The organism is Bradyrhizobium sp. Ce-3 (genome assembly GCF_022835695.1).
In the GTDB taxonomy this organism is placed as follows: Bacteria; Pseudomonadota; Alphaproteobacteria; order Rhizobiales; family Xanthobacteraceae; genus Bradyrhizobium.
The window spans coordinates 790,913-810,740 of the sequence record NZ_BQUV01000002.1; the positions used below are offsets into that span (position 1 = coordinate 790,913).

Consider the following 19,828-nt stretch of genomic DNA (forward strand, 5'->3'; position numbering starts at 1 on the left):
CCTCGCCTCACATGCCGTGCTCGATGACCTTGAGCCCGCCCATATAGGGCTGCAGCACATCGGGCACCGCGATCGAACCGTCCTGCTGCTGATAGGTCTCCATCACGGCGATCAAAGCGCGCCCGACCGCGGTGCCGGAGCCGTTCAGCGTGTGCACGAAGCGCGGCTTGCCGTCGGGACCGCGATAGCGCGCGTCCATGCGGCGGGCCTGGAAATCACCGCACACCGAGCAGCTCGAGATCTCGCGATAGGCGCCGCCATCGCCCTGCCCCGGCATCCAGACCTCGATGTCGTAGGTCTTCTGCGCGGAGAAGCCCATGTCGCCGGCGCACAGCGTCATCACGCGGTAATGCAAATCGAGCTTCTGCAACACCTGCTCGGCGCAGGACAGCATGCGCTCGAGCTCATCCTTGCTGGCCTCCGGTGTCGTGATCGACACCAGCTCGACCTTGGTGAACTGGTGCTGGCGGATCATGCCGCGCGTGTCGCGTCCGGCCGCGCCTGCCTCGGCGCGGAAGCACGGCGTCAGCGCGGTGAGCCGCATCGGCAGTTCTTTTTCGTCGAGAATGGATTCGCGCGCGAGGTTGGTGAGAGAAACTTCGGCTGTCGGAATGAGCCACATCTTTCGACTGATATTTAGCTGCGGGGCGCCGCCTCTCGGATGAGAGATGCTCCAACCTAATTCGGGGTGGTTCTCACGAATCTGCTTGAACTGCTGACGTTCGCTATCTTCCTGAAAGATGATCCGATCTTCAAACGATTTAAGATCATGGCTCAAGCTAAAATCAGAGGAGAATCTCGTCGTGGAGAAAAGTCGCAGATTATTTCCGAATTGATCGTTCTCAAACTTTGGCAATTGACCGGTGCCGAACATAGCTTCGCTGCGGACCAAGAGCGGAGGACTGACCTCAACATAGCCGTGCTTGCTTGTATGAAGATCGAGCATGAACTGCCCAATAGCTCGCTCCAACCGAGCGATACCACTCTTCAGCACAACAAATCTCGCTCCAGAAAGCTTAGCAGCGGCCTCAAAATCCATAAGCCTGAGCGCCGCACCAAGGTCATCGTGCGCTCTTGCCTTGAATACGTAGCTGGGTCTCACTCCGTAGACGTGACGCAGAACATTGTCATGCTCGCTGCTTCCGTTGGGTACCTCCTCAAGAGGCAAATTTGGTATGCTAGCGAGCATAGCCTCTAATTTCGTCTCAAGCTCCCTAGGCGTTTTCTCGAGCTCCGGAATAGCCGTCTTCAGCTGAGTTACCTCGATCATAAGGTCCTCAGCATGCGCAAGATCTCCTCTGCGCTTTGCTTCACCAATCTCCTTTGAAGCTGCATTCCGACGAGCAAGCGCATTCTCGCGGTGACCAATTGCGATCCGACGCTGTTCGTCAACTTCTAAGAGCGGCCCAGCCAAAGGCTGTAAGCCTCTTCGTCTCAACGCGGCGTCAAACGCATCAGGATTTTCGCGGATTGCTTTGATGTCGTGCATGGCAGAAGTTCCCAGATCGTGCCGCCATCGGCGCGTCTCAAGTACCCCGAATAGGAAAAATTTGGAACAACGAAGACGGCCCTACTCGGCCGGATTGGTCGCCGACGGCGCCGTGGATGAGGCGGCCGCGGCCTTCTTCTCCACGATCCGGACCGCGATGATGGCGCCCTCGTAGAGCGCGAGCAGCGGGATCGCGAGCGAGGCCTGGCTCAGCACGTCGGGCGGCGTCAGCACGGCGGCGATGATGAAGGCGATCACGATGAAGTAGCGCCGCTTCTCCTTCAGCATCTTCGAGGTGACGATGCCGATGCGGCCGAGCAGCGTCAGGATCACCGGCAGCTGGAAGGCGATGCCGAAGGCGAAGATCAGCGACATCATCAGCGAGAGATATTCACCGACCTTGGGCAGCAGCTGGATCTGCGCGGTCTCCGCGCTGCCGGCCTGCTGCATGCCAAGCGAGAACCGCACCAGCATCGGCAGCACGACGAAATAGACCAGCATCGCGCCCATCACGAAGAACACCGGCGTCGCGATCAGATACGGCAGGAAGGCGTTGCGCTCGTGCCTGTAAAGGCCGGGCGCCACGAACATATAGATCTGTCCGGCGACGATCGGGAACGAGATGAAGGCGGCGCCGAACATCGCGAGCTTCAACTGCGTGATGAAGTATTCCAGCAGCTGCGTGTAGATGAATTTCGAATTCTCGGGCCCCGCCACCAGCACGAACGGCCACACCAGCACGTTGTAGATCTGCTTGGCGAAGAAGAAGCAGATGATGAAAGCCACGCCGAAGCCGAGCAGCGCCTTGATCAGACGCGAGCGCAGCTCGATCAGATGATCCATCAAGGGGGCCTTGGAGGCCTCGATATCTTCGGCGCTCATGACGCTCTCGCGTCCTTCAGCACGTCGGGTTCTGGCGGCGTCACATCATGCGGTGCCGGCTCGGCCTTGACCTCGCTGGTGATCGCGAGCGGCTCGCCGGCAGCGTGCGTCTCGGCCTCGACAAAGGTTTCCGGCGTCGGCTCGGCCGGCGTCGTGGGCGTGACCGGTGCGTCGCTCGACGTCACCGGTGCGTCGATCGCGGAGGCGACCTGGGCATCGACCGGCTTGTCGATCTGCAGGGCATCGCTGACGTCCTTCTGCAAGGAGGTCATGATGTTGCCGCTGGTGATGCCGGTCGCGGCTTCCCTGACCTCGTCAAAGCTCTTCTTGAGGTCGGCCATCTCGGCCTCGCGCATGGCCTCCTGGAACTGGCCCTGGAATTCGGAGGCCATCTTGCGGGCCTTGCCCATCCATTGCCCAACCATGCGCAGCACGCCCGGCAGTTCCTTCGGGCCGATGGCGATCAGCGCGACGACCGCGATGACGACCAGTTCACTCCACCCGATATCGAACATGAATTTTTCCGCCTAAGCGCGCCATCGGCCCCATCGATCCCAACAGGATATGGGGCCGCCAGCGCCTTTTCTCAATCGGCGTCCATAGCGCGTCTGTGCGACGGCGTCACCGTTTCGCGCAAGAAAAACGTCGACATATGCGTCAGTACAAGCGCGTTAGACGGCCTTGCTGCCGACGTCCTGACGCGCGGCCGACGGCGTCGCATTGTGATCGATCGACTTGGTGGGTTCGGTCTTCTCAGCGACCTTGTCGTCGTCCTGCATGCCCTTCTTGAAGGCCTTGATGCCTTGAGCGACGTCACCCATCAGGTCCGAAATCTTGCCGCGTCCGAACAGCAGCAGGACCACTGCGATCACGACGATCCAGTGCCAAATGCTCAACGAACCCATCCTGCAACCCTCCAGAAATGGCCGGCGGACCGGCCTGAACATGGCCGGAAGTTAGGCCTGCGGGGTGTCAAAAACAAGGACTTAAGCCGCGGCAAATCGCTGTCGCGGCTACGTAATATTGCTAGGCTTAACCGGGAATATTTAAGGGCTATTCGCCCTTCTCCTCGGCGCCGTCGTCATCGCCCGCGTGGTCGATGCGCTCTTCCGGCTCGGCAGCGTCGGGTTCAGCCGCGTCAGGTTCGGCCGCATCCACCTCGGCGGCAACTTCCGCCTCGAATTCGGCTTCCGCCTCGACCGTCATTTCGACCTCGGCCGTCTCAACCTCGGCAACCGCTTCATTCTCGGCCGCTTCGCTTTCGGGCTTCGGTTCCTCGGCCTCCGGTTCGACGGCCGGCGCAAGCAGCAGTTCCAGCGTGTCGCCGGGCTCAAGCGGCTCCTCGTCCTCCCGCAGCGTCGCGTCGTCAGACGGCGACGGAACGCTAAAGCCGGTCGGCAGACGCGAGTCGAGCAGGCCCGTGCCCTTCAGTTCCTCGAGACCCGGCAGATCGCCGAGCGCTTCCAGGCTGAACTGCGACAGGAAGGCGTCGGTGGTTCCGAAGGTCAGCGGACGGCCCGGCGTCTTGCGGCGGCCGCGCGGCCGGATCCAGCCGGTCTCGAGCAGCACGTCGATCGTTCCCTTCGAGGTGACCACGCCGCGGATCTCTTCGATCTCGGCACGCGTCACCGGCTGGTGATAGGCGACGATCGACAGCACCTCGATCGCTGCACGCGACAGCTTCCGGGTCTCGGTGCTCTCGCGCGTCATCAGCCACGACAGATCGCCGGCAGTCCGGAACGTCCATTTGTTGGCGACGCGAACCAGGTTGACGCCACGCGGCGCATATTCGGCCTGCAACTGCGCGAGCGCCTGCTTGATATCGACGCCGTCGGGCATCCGCTTTGCGAGCGTTGCCTGATCGATCGGCTCGGCCGATGCGAACAACAGGGCTTCCAGGAGCCGCAATTCCTCAGGACGCGCTACCGGATGATCCATAGGAGAAACCTCCTCCTCGGGCTCGTCTCTGCGCACTTCCGCCAAGCTTGCCATGGGCTTGCTCTCCTTCTTCCACTTACTCAACCGACAGGTCCGGCGCAGCCATTGCGGCCTGCGCTTGACGCTTTCGGAAATAGATCGGCGCGAACGCCTGCTTCTGGTTGATCTCCATCTCGCCTTCGCGAACCAGCTCAAGGGCGGCGGCGAAGCTCGAGGCGAACACTGTCGCCCTCTGCTTGGGATCGGCGACGTAATTCATCAGGTATTCGTCGAGGCAGCTCCAGTCCTCGGCGAGGCCGACCAGCCGCTCCAGCGAGGCGCGCGCTTCGGCCAGCGACCACACCGTCCGCTTGGCCAGATGCACCGAGGTCAGCACGCGCGACGCGCGCTGCGTGGCATAGGCCGACAGCAGGTCGTACAGGGTCGCGGTGAACTTCGGATGCTTGATCTCGGCGATCGATTCCGGATTGCCGCGCGGAAAGATATCGCGCTGGAACTGGGGCCGGTTCATCAGCCGGTTCGCCGCCTCGCGGATCGCCTCCAGGCGGCGCAGCCGATTGGCGAGCGCGGTCGCCATTTCCTCGGCGCTCGGCCCCTCCGCGCTCGGCGGTTCGGGCAGCAGCAGCCGCGACTTCAGGAACGCGAGCCAGGCCGCCATCACGAGATAGTCGGCAGCGAGTTCGAGGCGGATTTTTCGCGCGGCCTCGATGAACGACAGATATTGGTCGGCGAGCGCCAGGATCGAGATCTTCGACAGGTCGACCTTCTGCTGCCGCGCCAACGTCAACAGCAGATCGAGCGGGCCTTCATAGCCCTCGACGTCGACCACCAGCGCCGGTTCACCCTCGGCGAGGTCGGCCGGCCGCCCGGTCTCAAACGATAGAATTTCAGCGGTCATGCCGTCCCTACCCGATCCAACAACGCATCCAGTTCAGCCCGCGCCGCCTGCCGATCGAGCGGCTGAGGCGGCTTCCGTGCGGCGAGCGCCGCATTGGCGCGCTCAAGCGCCTTGCCGGCCAGTTCCGGCGTCTCCCGCGCAACCTCGCGCATTTCGTCGATATTGCCGTTGCAGTGCAGAATCATGTCGCAACCGGCGCTGACGATGGCGCGGGTCCGCTCGGCAATCGATCCGGCCAGCGCATTCATCGACACGTCATCACTCATCAACAAACCCTGAAACCCGATCAGGCCGCGAATCACCTGTTCGATGATTGTCGCAGAAGTCGTTGCCGGATGGACGGGGTCCAGCGCGCTAAACACAACATGTGCGGTCATGGCCATCGGCAGGTCCGCCAACGGCTGGAAAGCGGCAAAATCGGTCCGTTCCAGCTCGGATTGGGCGGTATCGACGGTCGGAAGCCGGAAATGGCTGTCCGCCGTGGCCCGGCCATGGCCGGGAATATGCTTGAGAACCGGCAGCACGCCGCCCTGTTCCAACCCCTCCGTGACCGCCCGCGCGATCGCCGCGACCTTGTCCGGCTCGGTTCCATAGGCCCGGTTGCCGATCACCGCATCGGCGCCGGCTACCGGAACATCGGCCAGAGGCAGGCAATCGACGGTGACCCCGAGGTCGATCAGGTCCGCCGCGATCAGCCGCGAGCTGAGGCGGGCGGCCGCGAGGCCGAGCTTCGGGTCGATGTCGTACAGCGCGCTGAAGCTTGCACCGGGCGGATAGACCGGCCAATGCGGCGGGCCGAGCCGCTGCACCCGCCCGCCCTCCTGGTCGATCAGGATCGGAGCATCGGCAATGCCGGCCGCGGACCTGAGTTCCTCAACCAGAACCGCCACTTGGGCAGGACTCTCGATGTTGCGCTTGAACAGGATGAAGCCCCATGGCCGCTCGGCGCGAATGAATTCGCGTTCGGCGTCGTTGAGGGTCAGCCCGGATATGCCCGTGATGAATGCGCGGTTCGTCATTCGGCCGATTAGGCCGTATGCAGCCCACGGGTCAAGGAAACGGCCTTTAATTTCTTTGGATGAGGCATTGCGGCCCACCGGCCGACATCAGGCTCTTGCAGACTTGGCTCGCCTCTTCCGATGACGCGAATGGCCCGGCGAAGGCGCGGTAATAGACGCCCTTCTCGCCGAGATCGACGCGCTTCACCACCAAAGGCTGCGAACCGAGCACGTTGCGGTATTTGCCCTGCAGCGTCCGATACGACGCCTGCGCGTCCGCCTCGTTCTTCTGCGACGACACCTGGACCAGATACCCACCGCCACCAACCGGAGCGGCCGAGGTAGACGCGATGCGGGTCGGAGGCGCCGCGGGTGCCGGGTCGGGCTGGCCGCCCGGAGCCAGCGACATCGGTGCGTTCACGCTGGCATTGGCCGCAGTCGGGTTGCCGCGCGAAATCGGCGGCTTCGCAGTGGCCGGCGGCTTGGCCGGCACAGCCGCGGTGGCCTGCGTGCCGTCAGCGTTTTCGCCCTTGACCGCGAGGGTGCGGATCTTGCGCGGCTCGTTGTTCGGCAAGGTGCCGTTCGCGGTGAGCGGCGCCGGCGCGGGCTGTGCGGTCTGCACGCTGGCGGCCGGCGGCGGATTCGCATTGGCATTCAGCGGCGGGAACACCACGCGCGGACCGGCGGTCTTCGAGTTGACGTCGACCGGTGTCTCTTCACGCGACACGATCTTCTCGCCGCCGTCGCCGGTCGCCATGCGGTCCGGCATCTTGGCCGACGCATCGGCCTGCACCGGGATCACCTTGGTCGGCGTGTTGTCGGCCTTGATGATCGGTGGCTCGCCGGTGCGGGGCGAGCCGACATAGGTCCGGTAGGCATACGCGCCGCCGACACCGAACACGCCCAGCGCCAGCACCGCGGCGACCGTCATCAGGCCACTGCTCCGCCGGCGCGGCTCAGGTTCTTCCTCGTCGGCCTCATAGGCGTAGGGATCGTCCGGATAGGACGGATCGCGCTGCAAATCCTGTTCGCCGGCTTCCAGCTGGCCGTACAGCGCGTCGTCATAGCGTGACGGATCGTGGCCTTGATCGTGGCCCTGATAGTGCGGCTCATCGTCAAACGCCTCGGGCTGCCGCGGCGGCTCGACCGGCCGGTAGGTTGCGACCGGCTCGGGCGCAGGCGGGTGCGCCTGTTGCGCCGCGTAGCGATGCAGCGGATGCACCGGCTTCGGCTGATAATCCTGCTCGGGCTCTTCGTACTCGGTGTGTTGCACCGGCGGCGGCGCAACGGCCTCCTGTCGCGCGCGCTGCATCCAGGGCGGCGGGCCCGCGGGCTGCGTGTCGTCCTCTTCCGCCTGCGGCTCATATTGTTGCGGCCGCGCATTGGCGCGCGACTGCAGCGGACGCGGCGGCGGCTTGTTGGCGGTGCCGAATGGATCCGTCTGGCCGATCAACCGGGCCAGTTCCGCAAGCGGATCGCCGTCAGCCTTGGGAGCCGCGTCGGTGGAAAAAAGTCGGTCCTGATATCGATCAGCCATCGTGATGATGCATCCCCTTCGGGACAGCGCCAAGATCGCCGGCACAGCCGGTCCGAACGAGTTGGCCCCTGCCAGATGCCCTCACAAATCCCCACTCGTGAGGGCCTAATGCCCCTGCCTACCGCATCTCGGTCGGAGCGTGGACGCCTAGAACAGCTAAGCCCGATGCCAGAACCGAGACGACGCCCTGAACCATTGCCAGTCGCGCCCTCGTGATCTCTGCATCATTATTGATAATGAAGCGTAAATAGGGCAAATCCCGCCCCTTGGTCCACAGCGCATGAAATTCACTGGCTAAATCATAGAGATAAAAAGCGATTCGGTGCGGCTCATGTGCCACCGAAGCAGCCTCGATCATCCGGGGATAAAGCGCAAGCCGCTTCAGCAGTTCGAGCTCGGCCGGGTCGGTCAGCCGCTCCACCGTAGCATTACGGAGATAGGCCAGCCGGGCCTCGTCCGACTCAGGCAGATCCGGAACCGCCTCCTCCCGCGCGTTGCGGAAGATCGAATGGCCGCGGGCGTGGCCATACTGGACGTAGAAGACGGCGTTGTCCTTTGACTGCTCAATCACCTTGGCGAGGTCGAAATCGAGCACCGCGTCGTTCTTGCGGAATAGCATCATGAATCGGACAGCGTCCGAGCCGACCTCGTCGACCACCTCGCGCAGCGTGACGAAATCGCCGGAGCGCTTCGACATCTTCACCGGCTCGCCGTCGCGCAGCAGCTTGACGAGCTGCACGATCTTGACGTCGAGCGTCGCCTTGCCGGCGGTCACCGCCTTCACCGCCGCCTGCATGCGCTTGACGTAGCCGCCGTGATCAGCGCCGAACACGTCGATCAGATTGGTGAAGCCACGCTCGAACTTGTTGCGGTGGTTGGCGATGTCGGAGGCGAAGTAGGTGTACGACGCGTCCGACTTGATCAGCGGACGATCGACGTCGTCGCCGTACGCGGTGGCGCGAAACAGCGACTGCTCGCGGTCCTCGTAATCCTCGACCGGCTTGCCCTTCGGTGGCGGCAGGCGGCCCTCGTAGATGTCGCCCTTGGCACGCAGGAAATCGATCGTCTCGGCGACCTTGTTGTTGCCGGACATGATCAGCGAGCGCTCGGAGAAGAACACGTCGTGATGGATGTTGAGCGCGGCGAGATCGCCCTTGATCATCTCCATCATCATGGCGATCGCCTTGTCGCGCACGATCGGCAGCCACGCGGCTTCGCTCATGTCGAGCAGCTTCTCGCCGTACTCCTTGGCGAGCGCCTCGCCGACCGGCACCAAATAGTCGCCGGGATAGAGCCCTTCCGGGATCGCGCCGATGTCCTGACCCAACGCCTCGCGGTAGCGCAGGAACGCCGAGCGCGCCAGCACGTCGACCTGGGCACCGGCGTCGTTGATGTAATATTCGCGGCAGACATCGAAGCCCGCGAATTGCAGCAGGCTGCACAGCGCGTCGCCGAACACGGCGCCGCGGCAATGGCCGACATGCATCGGCCCGGTCGGATTGGCCGAGACGTATTCGACATTGACCTTCTCGGCCTTGCCGATGTCGCTGCGGCCAAAGGCGGAGCCGGCGGCCAGCACGGCGCGCAGCGCGTCCGCCCAGACCTGCGGCTTCAAGGTCAGGTTGATGAAGCCGGGTCCGGCGACGTCGACGGACGCCACCAGCGCATCGGCGCGCAGCCGCTCGGCGATCTTGTCGGCGAGTTCGCGCGGCTTGGCCTTGGCGTCCTTGGCGAGCACCATCGCGGCATTGGTCGCCATGTCGCCATGGCCGGCATCGCGCGGCGGCTCCACCACGACGCGGGACAGATCGATGCCCGCGGGCCAATTGTCCTCGGCTGCGATAGCGGCACAGATCGCGTGCACGCGCGTCAGCATATCGGCAAAAAGGTGTGGTGAAGCAGTGGTGTCGGCCATGGCAGGGCGCTAACGCAAATCCGGGGTCGAGTCAAAAAGCCTTTGGTGTTCGATCAGGGCGAAGCGGTCGGTCATCCCGGCAATGAAATTGCCGATCCGCCTGTTCCGGGCGCCGGCGGTCTCCTGCACGCTGCCCTCGATCCATTCCGCCGGCAGGTCGCCGGGCGATTGCCGGTAGCGCTCGAAAAGGTTGCGGACCACCTGCTCCGCCTCCCGCATCACCAGCATCACCCGCGGGTGGCGATACATCCGCCGGAACAGGAACGCCTTGATCGCCGCCTCCTGCTCGGCCACCTCGGTCGGAAACGCGATCAGCGGCGCATTGTGGTGGCGTACATCCTGGGCCGATTGCGGCTGCGCGGCCGCGAGGCGCCGGGTCGCCTCCGCGAACACGGCATTGATGAAATGTGAGATCAGCTCACGCACCAGTTCGGCGCCGCGCCGGACCTCGTCGAGCCCGGGGTAATGGCGGTCGATCTCGGCGATGATCTCTGCCGTCAGCGGCATCTCCTTGAGGTCGTCGACCGCAAACAGGCCGGCGCGCAGGCCGTCGTCGATATCATGGGCGTCATAGGCGATGTCGTCGGCAAAGGCGGCGATCTGGGCCTCGAGCGAAGCATAGCTCCAGAGCTCGAGATCGTAGGTCTGGTTGTAGTCGGCGATCCCGATCGGAATGCCGCCCTCGAGGTAGCGGCCGCTGGGCGCGCCGTTGCGTTCGGTCAGCGGGCCGTTGTGCTTGACGATGCCCTCGAGCGATTCCCAGGTCAGGTTCAGCCCGCCGAATTCCGGGTAGCGATGCTCCAGCGCGGTGACGACCCGCAGCGCCTGCGCGTTGTGGTCGAAGCCGCCGTCGTCCTTGAGGCACTCGTCGAGCGCCCGCTCCCCGGCATGGCCGAACGGCGGATGGCCGAGGTCATGCGCCAGCGCCAGCGTCTCGGTCAGATCCTCGTCGACCCCGAGCTGGCGGGCCAACGCACGGGCGATCTGCGCGACCTCCAGCGAGTGGGTCAGCCTGGTGCGGTAGTGGTCGCCTTCATGGAAGACGAAGACCTGAGTCTTGTGCTTGAGGCGGCGGAACGCGGTGGAATGGATCACCCGGTCGCAGTCGCGCCGGAACGGGCTGCGGGTCCGGCTCGGCGGCTCCGTAACCAGCCGGCCGCGGCTGCGGTCGGGGTCGCAGGCATAAGGCGCGCGGGGGGCAGCCATTCCGACCGACACGGTATTTTAGTCCTTATCCATTTGATTCCATGGTCCGACGCACTTAACTATGTCTGAGGCGGTCGACCAAATGAATTGGGCATGACGCCGGGTATGATCCGATCAGACCATGCTCAGATAGGGTTTCGGAGACCGACATGACTGCTGCCATTACCGTCAGCGAACGGGCCGCCCGCCGCATCGGGCAGATCCTCAGCAAGGAAGGCGACGGCGCCAAGCTGCGCATTTCCGTCGAGGGCGGCGGCTGCTCCGGTTTCCAGTACAAGTTCGACGTCGAGCGCACCCAGGCCGATGACGACCTCGTGATCGAGCGCGACAGCGCGGTGGTGCTGATCGATCCCGCTTCCGTCCCGTTCCTGGCGGGCTCGGAAGTCGACTTCGTCGACGACCTGATCGGCGCCTCGTTCCGCGTCGTCAACCCGAACGCGACCGCCTCCTGCGGTTGCGGCACCAGCTTCTCGATCTGACGCTTCTCGCCTGACACGTCTCTCCGCGGTGAACCGGTGACCGGTTCGGCGCCGACGCTGCGTTATTCCGCCGCCGCTACCTGCGGGCGCTCGACTTCGCCAGTCTCCGCTTGCGGGTCGAGCTTGCGCCGCAGCCTGCGGTCGATGCGGTCGAGATAGATGTAGATCACGGGCGTGACGAACAGCGTCAGCAGTTGCGAGACGCAGAGGCCGCCGACCACGGCGACGCCGAGCGGCTGACGCAGCTCGGCGCCGGCACCGGCACCGAGCGCGATCGGCAGCGTGCCGAAGATCGCCGCGAACGTCGTCATCATGATCGGGCGGAAGCGCAGCAGCGCCGCCTCGCGGATCGCGTGCTCGGCGCTGAGGCCGACGCGGCGGCGCTCCAGCGCGAAGTCGACCATCATGATCGCGTTCTTCTTGACGATGCCGACCAGCATCACGATGCCGATCATCGCGATCACAGACAGCTCCATCCCGAACAGCATCAGGGTCAGGATCGCGCCGATGCCGGCCGACGGCAGGCCGGAGATGATCGTGATCGGGTGGATGAAGCTCTCGTAGAGAATGCCGAGGATGACGAAGGCCGCGAACACGGCGGCGAGGATCAGCACGCCCTGCCCGCGCAGCGAATCCTGGAACACCTGCGCGGTGCCAGAGAAGCCGGTCGCAATCGTCGGCGGCAGGTTCGCGTTCTGCTCAAGCTCGGTGATCTTGTCGACGGCGTAGCCGAGCGAAATGCCGGGCGCGAGATTGAACGAGATCGTCACCGCGGGCTGCTGGCCCTGGTGATTGATCTGCAACGGCCCGACCGTCGGCACGAGCTTCGCCACCGCGTCGAGCGGGATGGTCTGGCCGTTCGCGGTTTTCATGTAGAGCTTTGACAGATCCGACGGATCGACGCGGAATTGCGGCTGCACCTCCAGGATGATCTGGTAGTCGTTCGACGGCATGTAGATGGTGCCGACCTGCCGCGAACCGTAGGCGTTGTAGAGCTGGTTGCGAACCTGATCGACCGTGACGCCGTAGACGGCCGCCTTCTCGCGATCGATGTCGACCGTCATCTGCGGGTTCTTGATGTAGAGATCGGTGGTTACGTCGAGGAGGCCCGGGATTTTCTCGATCTTGTCCCGCATCTCGGGCGCGAGCCGGTACAGCGCCTCGGTATCGCCGCTCTGCATCACATACTGATACTGGCTCTTGGAGATGCGGCCGCCGATGTTGAGGTTCTGGACGCTCTGGAAGAACGCCTGCATGCCCGGAATCTCGCGCGCCTTCTGGCGCAGCCGCCCGATCACGGCGGTGGCGCTGTCACGGGTCTTCTGCGGTTTCAGCGCGATGAACAGCCGGCCGTAATTGGTGGTCGGATTGGGACCGCCGGAGCCAACCGTCGAATTGATGTAGTCGATTGCCGGATCGGTTCGGATCACCTCGACCAGCGCCTGCTGGCGCACCTTCATCGCCTCGAACGAGGTGTCGGTTGCCGCTTCCGTCACGCCGATCAGGAAGCCGGTGTCCTCCTGCGGGAAGAAGCCCTTCGGCACGATCATGTAGAGGTAGATGGTGCCGCCGAGCGTCGCCAGCGTCACGATCAGCATCAGGGCCTTCTTGGCCAGCACCCAGTCCAGCGCCCATTCGTAGGCGCGCAGCCAGGCCTCGAACATCGCCTCAAACGCCCGCAGCACGATGTTCGGCCGCTTGGTCGTATCATGCGCGCGCAGCACGCGGGCGCACAGCATCGGCGTCAGGGTCAGCGACACGAAGCCAGAGACGATGATGGCAACCGAGATCGTGACCGCGAATTCCCGGAACACGCGGCCGACGATGCCGCCCATCAAGAGCACCGGGATGAACACCGCGATCAGCGAGAAGGTGATCGAGATGATGGTGAAGCCGATCTCGCGGGCGCCCTTCAACGCCGCCTCGAACGGCTTCATGCCGTGCTCGATGTGGCGGACGATGTTCTCCAGCATGACGATGGCGTCGTCGACCACGAAGCCGACCGACAGCGTCAGCGCCAGCAGCGTCATGTTGTTGATCGAGTAGTCCAGCGCGTACATCACGGCACAAGTGCCGAACAGCGAGATCGGCACCGCGAGCGCCGGAATGAAGGTGGCGGACGCCGAGCGCAGGAACAGGAAGATCACGAGGATCACCAGCGCGATCGCGATCAGCAGGGTCTCCTCGACGTCGCTGACCGCCTGCCGGATCGAGACCGAGCGGTCCATCATGACCTGCATCGTCACCGAGGGCGGGATCGCGGCGCGCAGCGACGGCAGTTTCGCCAGCACGGCGTCGACGACGGCGACGGTGTTGGCGTCGGGCTGCTTCTGGATCGCGAGCACGATCGCCCGCTCGTCGTTCATCCAGGTCGCGATCTTGTCGTTCTCGACGCTGTCATAGACCTTGGCGATCTCGTCGAGCCGGACCGGCGAGCCGTTGCGCCAGGCGACGTAGATCTGGCGGTAGTCGGCCGCCTTGTCCATCTGGCCGGAGGCCTGCAGCGCGACGTCCTGCTTGGGGCCGTTCAGCGTGCCGACCGGGGTCGAGGAATTGGCGCGCGACACCGCGGCACGGATATCCTCCATCGAGACGCTGCGGGCGGCAGCAGCCTCCGGATCGGCCTGGACCCGGATCGCGAATTTCTGCGCACCGTAGATCAGGACCTGGGCGACGCCCGGCAGCTGCGACAGCGCCTGCCCGATCGTGATGTCGCCATATTCATTGACCGCCGAGAGCGGCAGCGTCGCCGACCCCAGCGAGACGAACAGCACCGGGAAGTCCGCCGGGTTCACTTTCCGGAAGCTCGGCGGGATCGTCATCTCGATCGGCAGCCGGCGCTGCGCGATCGTCAGTGCCGTCTGCACGTCGAGTGCCGCGGCATCGATGTTGCGGTTGAGATCGAACTGGATGGTGATGACGCTCGTGCCCTGCGAGGAGTTCGAGTTCATCGAGGAGATGCCGGCAATGGTCGAGAGCTGGCGTTCGATGATGCCGGCGACCGAGGCCGCCATGGTGTCGGCGCTGGCGCCCGGCAGGGTCGCGGTAACAGCGATGGTCGGGAAGTCGACCTTGGGCAGCGCCGAGACCGGCAGCAGGCGGAAGCCGAACACGCCGAATGCGATGATCGACGCCGTGATCAGCGTCGTCATGACCGGGCGGCGGATGCAGAGCTCGGACAGCGTCATCGGTCAGGCTCCGGCCTTGCGCGCCCGCAGCTCGACCCGCGATCCTTCCGACAGCAAGAGCTGGCCGTCGACCACGACGCTTTCGTCGCCCGCCAAACCGTCTGAGATCACCGATGAGCCCTGAAAGGTGCGATCCACCTTGACCGGCCGCACCTTGGCGACGCCGCCCTCGACGACGAAGACGAAATTGCCGTTCTGGCTGCGCTGGACGGCGACCGTGGGCACCACGACGGCGTCCTCGCTGCGGATGATCAGCTTGGTCTGCACGATGGTGCCGGGCCACAGCGTCTCGCTGGCATTGTTCATGATGCCGCGCACGGTCACCATGCCGGTGGTCGCATCGACCGCGTTCTCGACCATCGCGACCTTGCCGCTCTCGGAGCGCTGGTGGCCGGGAATGGTCGCGATCACCTTGGAGTCGCCCTTCGCCATGGCGTCGCGCAGATCGACCAGCGCCCGCTGCGGAATCGCGAAGGTGACGTAGACCGGCGCCATCTGATTGATGACCGCGAGCGGCTGGGTGTCGGCGGGACGGACGAAGTTCCCGACCTTGACGTTGGCGGCGCTGATCCGGCCCGCAAACGGCGCACGGATCACGGTGAAGCTCTTCTGAACCCGGAGATTTTCCAGCGCGAACTGGTCGGCCTTGATGGTGCCGATCAGCACGTCGGACTGGGTCTTGGCGTTGTCGAGATTGACCTGGGTGGTCGCGCCCTTGCCGACCAGCTCGGTGTAGCGGCGAAGGTCGCGTTGCGCGCCCTCGAGCTGGGCCTGGTCGCGGGCCAGCACGCCCTCGGCCTGCTCGATCTGCGCGTCGATCTGGCGGGCATCGAGCATGAACAGCAGGTCGCCCTCATTGACCCTGGCGCCGTCCTCGAAATGCACCGAGACGATGGTGGTCTCCAGCCGCGATTTCAGCGCCACGCTGGAGATCGGCGTGACCTGCCCGATCGCGTCGACATCGACCGGCACCGATTTGCGTTCGGCCTTGGCGAGATCCACCGAGACCACGCGCGGCCGCGCCGTCCCTTGCGCCGTGGCGGAACCGCCGCCCATCCACGACGAGCGGGTCATGTAAGCCGCCCCGGCCGCAATGCCGAGGACAGCGACAGTCAGAACCAAATTGCGTTTTTTCATAAGCTTTGCACGTGCGCCACAGGCCACCCTTGATGGCCGGGACGCGTCGTCACTCCCCCGTCGGCAATTGTTACGCCTTGTTTCCGGAGAGCGTTAGCACAGGCGGATCGCCCATGGTATGCCACCTAAGTAAAATCGTGCGGCTCCCCCGAATCGCGACCTTATGTCCAGCTCCGTTCTTGTCTGCACCTGGGAAGAGGCCTGCCAGCGCTCCCATGCCATCCGCTACAGCGTGTTCGTCGAGGAGCAGCGCGTGCCGGTCGAACTGGAATGGGACGACATGGACGCGTCGAGCTGGCATGCACTGGCGTTTGCCGAGGACGGCATGGCGGTGGCGACAGGCCGGCTGCTGCCCGACGGCCATATCGGCCGCATGGCCGTGCTCAAAGCGGCGCGCGGCACCGGTATGGGCGCCCGCGTGCTGGACGCGCTGATGGCCAAGGCGGCCGAACTCGGCTATCCGGAACTGATCCTCAACGCGCAGACGCACGCGGAACCGTTCTATGCGCGCGTCGGCTTCGAGCGCGCCGGCGCGGAATTCGAGGAGGCCGGCATCCCACACATCGAGATGCGGAAGCGCTTGGTCTAAGCGGGGCGCTTGGTCGCGTGTCCCATCAATGAAGGAAGTCCGATGGCAGTTCGCATCGCTACCTGGAACGTCAATTCGGTCCGGCAACGGATCGAGCTTCTGGTCAGCTGGCTGAAGGAGTGTTCCCCCGACATCGTCTGCCTGCAGGAGATCAAATGCGTCGACGACGCGTTCCCGCGGCTCGAGGTCGAGGCCCTCGGATATAATGTCGTCACCCACGGCCAGAAGACCTTCAACGGCGTCGCGCTGCTGTCCAAGCTGCCGTTCGATGAGACCAAATCGGGCCTCGCCGGCGACGACGAGGACGCCCATGCCCGCTTCCTCGAAGGCGTCGTCACGCTGAAACAAGGCGTGGTGCGGGTCGCCTGCCTCTATCTGCCCAACGGCAATCCCGCGAACACCGATAAATATCCCTACAAGCTCAAATGGATGTCGCGGCTTCTTGAGTACACACGAGAACGGCTTAAGGCCGAGGAGCCGCTGATCCTGGCCGGCGACTTCAACGTCATTCCGGCCGCCCGCGACGTCTACAATCCGGCTGCATGGGTCGATGACGCGCTGTTCCGGCCGCAGACCCGCGAAGCCTTCCAGTCACTGCTCGGCCTTGGCCTGACCGACGCGCTGCGGGCGGTCAACGACGAGCCCGGCCAGTACACCTTCTGGGATTACCAGGCCGGCGCCTGGCAGAAGAACTGGGGCCTGCGGATCGACCATCTCTTGATGTCGCCGCAGGCAAGCGACCGGCTGATCGATGTCGGGATCGATAGCTATGTCCGCGCCTGGGAGAAGCCGTCCGACCATGTCCCGGTCTGGGCCGATCTCGATTTCGAGACCGCCTGAGCCCCGCAGGCCGCCCGGATATCAGTCCCGGCGGCCTCTTAATCGCGACGACCCTGCACCCAGTGCTCGAGCATCTGCAGCGCCATCGCGCGATCGTCTTCGGAGGCCTTGGCGATCGCCCGGTTGTAGCTTTCCTTGATCCAGGCCTCTTCCGGCGTCGCGCTGTCGCGCGCCAGGGTCAGCCACATCAAGCCACGAGCCCGCTGCGGCGGCAGCCGGTCGCCGTTGAACAGCATCTGACCAAGCAGCGCCTGCGCCTGATGCTGGCCCTTCTGGGCGGCAAGGCCGAGCCAGCGCGCGCCATAGCGGAAATCGTCCCGCGAGGCGTCCGGCGTCTTCAGGTAGAGCCGGGCCAGATCGTACTGGGCGTCGGCATTGCCGAAATAAGATGCGGCATAGGAGAACATCTCCCGCGCCCGCTCGGTGTCGGCCTTCACCTTGGAATTGGGAATGCCGCTCAGATAATAGCGGCCGAGCGCCACGAAGGCATTGGCCACGATCGAGGCCTGCGGTGCCGACGGCGAGTCCTCGGCATGCGCGTTGGCGATCCGGCTGAAATACTCGAAGGCGCGCATGTCGTCCTGGATGACGCCGTCGCCCTCGGCGTACATCTTGCCGAGCTTCCACTGCGCCACGGGGTGACCGCCCTCGGCCTGGTACTGCAGCGTGCTGAAGGAGGAGGTCGGCGAGGACGCGGTCGGCGCGACCGGCGTTGCGGCCCGCTTCAGCGCGGCTGCCGTTCCCGGCTGCGGCGAAACCACCGGAAGCACGGTATCCTGCGGGCTGACCGGGGCGCCGTCGAATCCGAATCCAGGGCCCGCCACCGGAATGGCCCCTAACGCAAACGCAAAAATCGTACGCCTAAACGTCCGCATAACACTGTTTCTCGTGCGCGCCACCCGGATGGGTGACTGCGCCATCCACCGCCGGCCCCACTTGCTCGGCGTACTTCCACAGCGCACCAGATGTATGGTTCGTCGCGCGAGGGGCCCATTTGGTCTTACGATTTGCGAGTTCGGCGTCGCTCAAATTTACGTTAATGGTGCCGGCGACCGCATCGATCTCGATGATGTCGCCGTCTTGCAACAACCCGATCGGCCCGCCGACGGCCGCTTCAGGTCCAATATGTCCGATGCAAAAGCCACGGGTGGCGCCGGAGAACCGGCCATCGGTGATCAGGGCAATCTTGCCGCCCATCCCCTGCCCGGTCAGCGCCGCCGTGGTCGCCAGCATCTCCCGCATGCCGGGACCGCCCTTCGGCCCCTCGTAGCGGATCACAATCACTTCGCCTTCCTTGTAGGTGCGCTTCTGCACCGCCTCGAAGGCGTCTTCCTCGCGGTCGAAGCACCGGGCCGGACCGGTGAACTTCAGGTTGGACATTCCCGCGACCTTCACGATCGCACCCTCCGGAGCGAGATTACCCTTCAGCCCGACAACGCCACCTGTCACGGTGATCGGATTGTCGGCGGGCCGCACCACATCCTGGTGCGGATTCCATTTCACGCTTTTGAGGTTTTCGGCGATCGTTCGGCCAGTGACGGTCAGGCAATTCCCGTGCAGGTGGCCATTGTCGAGCAGCGTCTTCATCAGCAGCGGAATGCCACCTACTTCAAACATGTCTTTGGCAACATAACGGCCGCCCGGCTTCAAATCCGCGACGTAAGGAGTCTTTTTGAAGATTTCGGCGACGTCGAACAAATTGAATTTAATGCCGCACTCATGGGCGATCGCCGGCAGGTGCAGCGCAGCATTGGTCGAACCACCTGAGGCTGCAACCACGGCCGCAGCATTTTCAAGGGCTTCCCGGGTGACGATGTCACGGGGCCGGATGTTTTTCTCGATCAGCTCCATCACCTTCTCGCCGGCGGCGGCGCAGAAGGAGTCCCGGATCTCGTAGGGCGCCGGTGCCCCGGCCGAATACGGCAGCGCCAGCCCGATCGCCTCGGAGACGGTCGCCATGGTGTTGGCGGTGAACTGGGCACCGCAGGCGCCGGCCGAGGGGCACGCCACCCGCTCGATCTCGTCGAGGTCCTCGTCCGACATGGCGCCGACCGAGTGCTTGCCGACCGCCTCGAACATGTCCTGGACGGTGACCGGCTGGCCGCGGAAGTTGCCGGGCAGGATCGAGCCGCCATAGATGAAGATCGAGGGCACGTTGAGACGGACCATCGCCATCATCATGCCCGGCAACGATTTGTCGCAGCCGGCGAGCCCGACCAGAGCATCATAGGAGTGGCCGCGGACGGTCAGCTCGACCGAATCGGCGATGCATTCGCGCGACGGCAGCGACGAGCGCATGCCGTCATGGCCCATGGCGATGCCGTCGGTGACGGTGATGGTGCAGAACTCGCGCGGGGTGCCGCCTGCGGACGCTACGCCCTTCTTCACCGCCTGGGCCTGGCGCATCAGCGAAATGTTGCAGGGCGCGGCTTCATTCCAACATGAAGCAACGCCGACAAAGGGTTGATGAATCTGGCCTGTCGTCAGCCCCATCGCGTAGAGATAGGAACGGTGCGGCGCGCGTTCGGGCCCCTCCGTCACGTGACGGCTCGGCAACCTGCCCTTGATGTTCGTCTTGCCGTCCACCTTGGCGTCCATCGCGACCCTGTTCCGACGCTTGTTTCCTGCGCTCTTTCCTCCATCAACGCCGGAACCCGAAAAAATGTCCCGTCGTCGGAGCGCTGGTTATTCAGCTAGGTGAATATCCTTTCATGTCAGGGTGTGGCTAAAAA

16 protein-coding genes and 1 pseudogene are annotated in these 19,828 nt (G+C 64.4%); 3 read left to right on the forward strand and 14 right to left on the reverse strand.

The genetic code is table 11. The features are described from left to right. Window positions 1-7 precede the first annotated feature (7 nt). The 10 genes and pseudogenes from serS to BRSPCE3_RS10215 all read right to left on the reverse strand — a co-directional run bounded on the left by serS (window position 8) and on the right by BRSPCE3_RS10215 (window position 10,875). Window positions 8-1,489, reverse strand: a complete 1,482-nt coding sequence (gene serS / locus BRSPCE3_RS10170; RefSeq protein WP_244065646.1) for a serine--tRNA ligase — start codon at window positions 1,487-1,489, stop codon at window positions 8-10. A gap of 81 nt (window positions 1,490-1,570) precedes the next feature. Next, entirely contained in the window at window positions 1,571-2,371 is an 801-nt protein-coding gene (gene tatC, locus BRSPCE3_RS10175) for a twin-arginine translocase subunit TatC (RefSeq protein WP_244065647.1), read from the reverse strand. Further along, a complete protein-coding gene (tatB, locus tag BRSPCE3_RS10180; RefSeq protein ID WP_244065648.1) occupies window positions 2,368-2,886 on the reverse strand; it encodes a Sec-independent protein translocase protein TatB in 519 nt (172 codons plus the stop codon). Before tatB ends, tatC begins: the two co-directional genes overlap by 4 nt. A gap of 156 nt (window positions 2,887-3,042) precedes the next feature. Further along, a complete protein-coding gene (locus BRSPCE3_RS10185) occupies window positions 3,043-3,276 on the reverse strand; it encodes a twin-arginine translocase TatA/TatE family subunit (protein ID WP_244065649.1) in 234 nt (77 codons plus the stop codon). Window positions 3,277-3,436: 160 nt separating this feature from the next. Beyond that, a pseudogene (gene scpB, locus BRSPCE3_RS10190) lies at window positions 3,437-4,363 on the reverse strand (SMC-Scp complex subunit ScpB); the annotation flags it as partial. A 22-nt stretch (window positions 4,364-4,385) separates the two neighbouring features. Next, window positions 4,386-5,207: a ScpA family protein gene (locus tag BRSPCE3_RS10195; protein ID WP_244065650.1), complete on the reverse strand. Its 822-nt coding sequence runs from the start codon at window positions 5,205-5,207 to the stop codon at window positions 4,386-4,388. After that, window positions 5,204-6,226, reverse strand: a complete 1,023-nt coding sequence (nagZ, locus tag BRSPCE3_RS10200) for a beta-N-acetylhexosaminidase (protein WP_244065651.1) — start codon at window positions 6,224-6,226, stop codon at window positions 5,204-5,206. Before nagZ ends, BRSPCE3_RS10195 begins: the two co-directional genes overlap by 4 nt. Window positions 6,227-6,272: 46 nt before the next feature. Further along, complete coding sequence (locus BRSPCE3_RS10205) at window positions 6,273-7,742, reverse strand: SPOR domain-containing protein (RefSeq protein WP_244065652.1); 1,470 nt, start codon at window positions 7,740-7,742, stop codon at window positions 6,273-6,275. A gap of 118 nt (window positions 7,743-7,860) precedes the next feature. Then, window positions 7,861-9,657, reverse strand: coding sequence for an arginine--tRNA ligase (gene argS, locus BRSPCE3_RS10210; RefSeq protein WP_244065653.1), 1,797 nt, complete (start codon window positions 9,655-9,657; stop codon window positions 7,861-7,863). Window positions 9,658-9,666: 9 nt separating this feature from the next. Next, the gene (locus BRSPCE3_RS10215) at window positions 9,667-10,875 is read right to left on the reverse strand and encodes a deoxyguanosinetriphosphate triphosphohydrolase (RefSeq protein WP_244065654.1); all 1,209 of its coding nucleotides are present in this window, start codon (window positions 10,873-10,875) and stop codon (window positions 9,667-9,669) included. A 137-nt stretch (window positions 10,876-11,012) separates the two neighbouring features. On the opposite strand from BRSPCE3_RS10215, the gene erpA reads away from it, so the two are divergent. Beyond that, entirely contained in the window at window positions 11,013-11,342 is a 330-nt protein-coding gene (gene erpA / locus BRSPCE3_RS10220) for an iron-sulfur cluster insertion protein ErpA (RefSeq protein ID WP_021081206.1), read from the forward strand. A gap of 62 nt (window positions 11,343-11,404) precedes the next feature. On the opposite strand, the gene BRSPCE3_RS10225 is transcribed toward erpA, so the two are convergent. Together BRSPCE3_RS10225 and BRSPCE3_RS10230 are read right to left on the reverse strand one after the other, a co-directional pair. After that, the gene (locus BRSPCE3_RS10225; protein WP_244065655.1) at window positions 11,405-14,530 is read right to left on the reverse strand and encodes an efflux RND transporter permease subunit; all 3,126 of its coding nucleotides are present in this window, start codon (window positions 14,528-14,530) and stop codon (window positions 11,405-11,407) included. 3 nt (window positions 14,531-14,533) lie between these two features. Then, the gene (locus tag BRSPCE3_RS10230; RefSeq protein ID WP_244065656.1) at window positions 14,534-15,667 is read right to left on the reverse strand and encodes an efflux RND transporter periplasmic adaptor subunit; all 1,134 of its coding nucleotides are present in this window, start codon (window positions 15,665-15,667) and stop codon (window positions 14,534-14,536) included. A gap of 163 nt (window positions 15,668-15,830) precedes the next feature. Between BRSPCE3_RS10230 and BRSPCE3_RS10235 the strand changes: the two genes are divergently transcribed. Next, window positions 15,831-16,256: a GNAT family N-acetyltransferase gene (locus BRSPCE3_RS10235; RefSeq protein ID WP_244065657.1), complete on the forward strand. Its 426-nt coding sequence runs from the start codon at window positions 15,831-15,833 to the stop codon at window positions 16,254-16,256. 42 nt (window positions 16,257-16,298) lie between these two features. Then, window positions 16,299-17,096 carry an exodeoxyribonuclease III gene (gene xth, locus BRSPCE3_RS10240; protein WP_244065658.1) on the forward strand — a complete coding sequence of 266 codons (798 nt, stop codon included), beginning with the start codon at window positions 16,299-16,301 and terminating at the stop codon, window positions 17,094-17,096. Window positions 17,097-17,134: 38 nt separating this feature from the next. Here the strand turns inward: xth and BRSPCE3_RS10245 are convergent, their stop codons facing one another. Both BRSPCE3_RS10245 and ilvD read right to left on the reverse strand, forming a co-directional pair. Continuing rightward, a complete protein-coding gene (locus BRSPCE3_RS10245; RefSeq protein WP_244065659.1) occupies window positions 17,135-17,971 on the reverse strand; it encodes a tetratricopeptide repeat protein in 837 nt (278 codons plus the stop codon). Beyond that, window positions 17,958-19,682, reverse strand: coding sequence for a dihydroxy-acid dehydratase (gene ilvD / locus BRSPCE3_RS10250; protein ID WP_244065845.1), 1,725 nt, complete (start codon window positions 19,680-19,682; stop codon window positions 17,958-17,960). The genes BRSPCE3_RS10245 and ilvD overlap by 14 nt, the downstream gene beginning before the upstream one ends. Window positions 19,683-19,828: the final 146 nt, after the last annotated feature.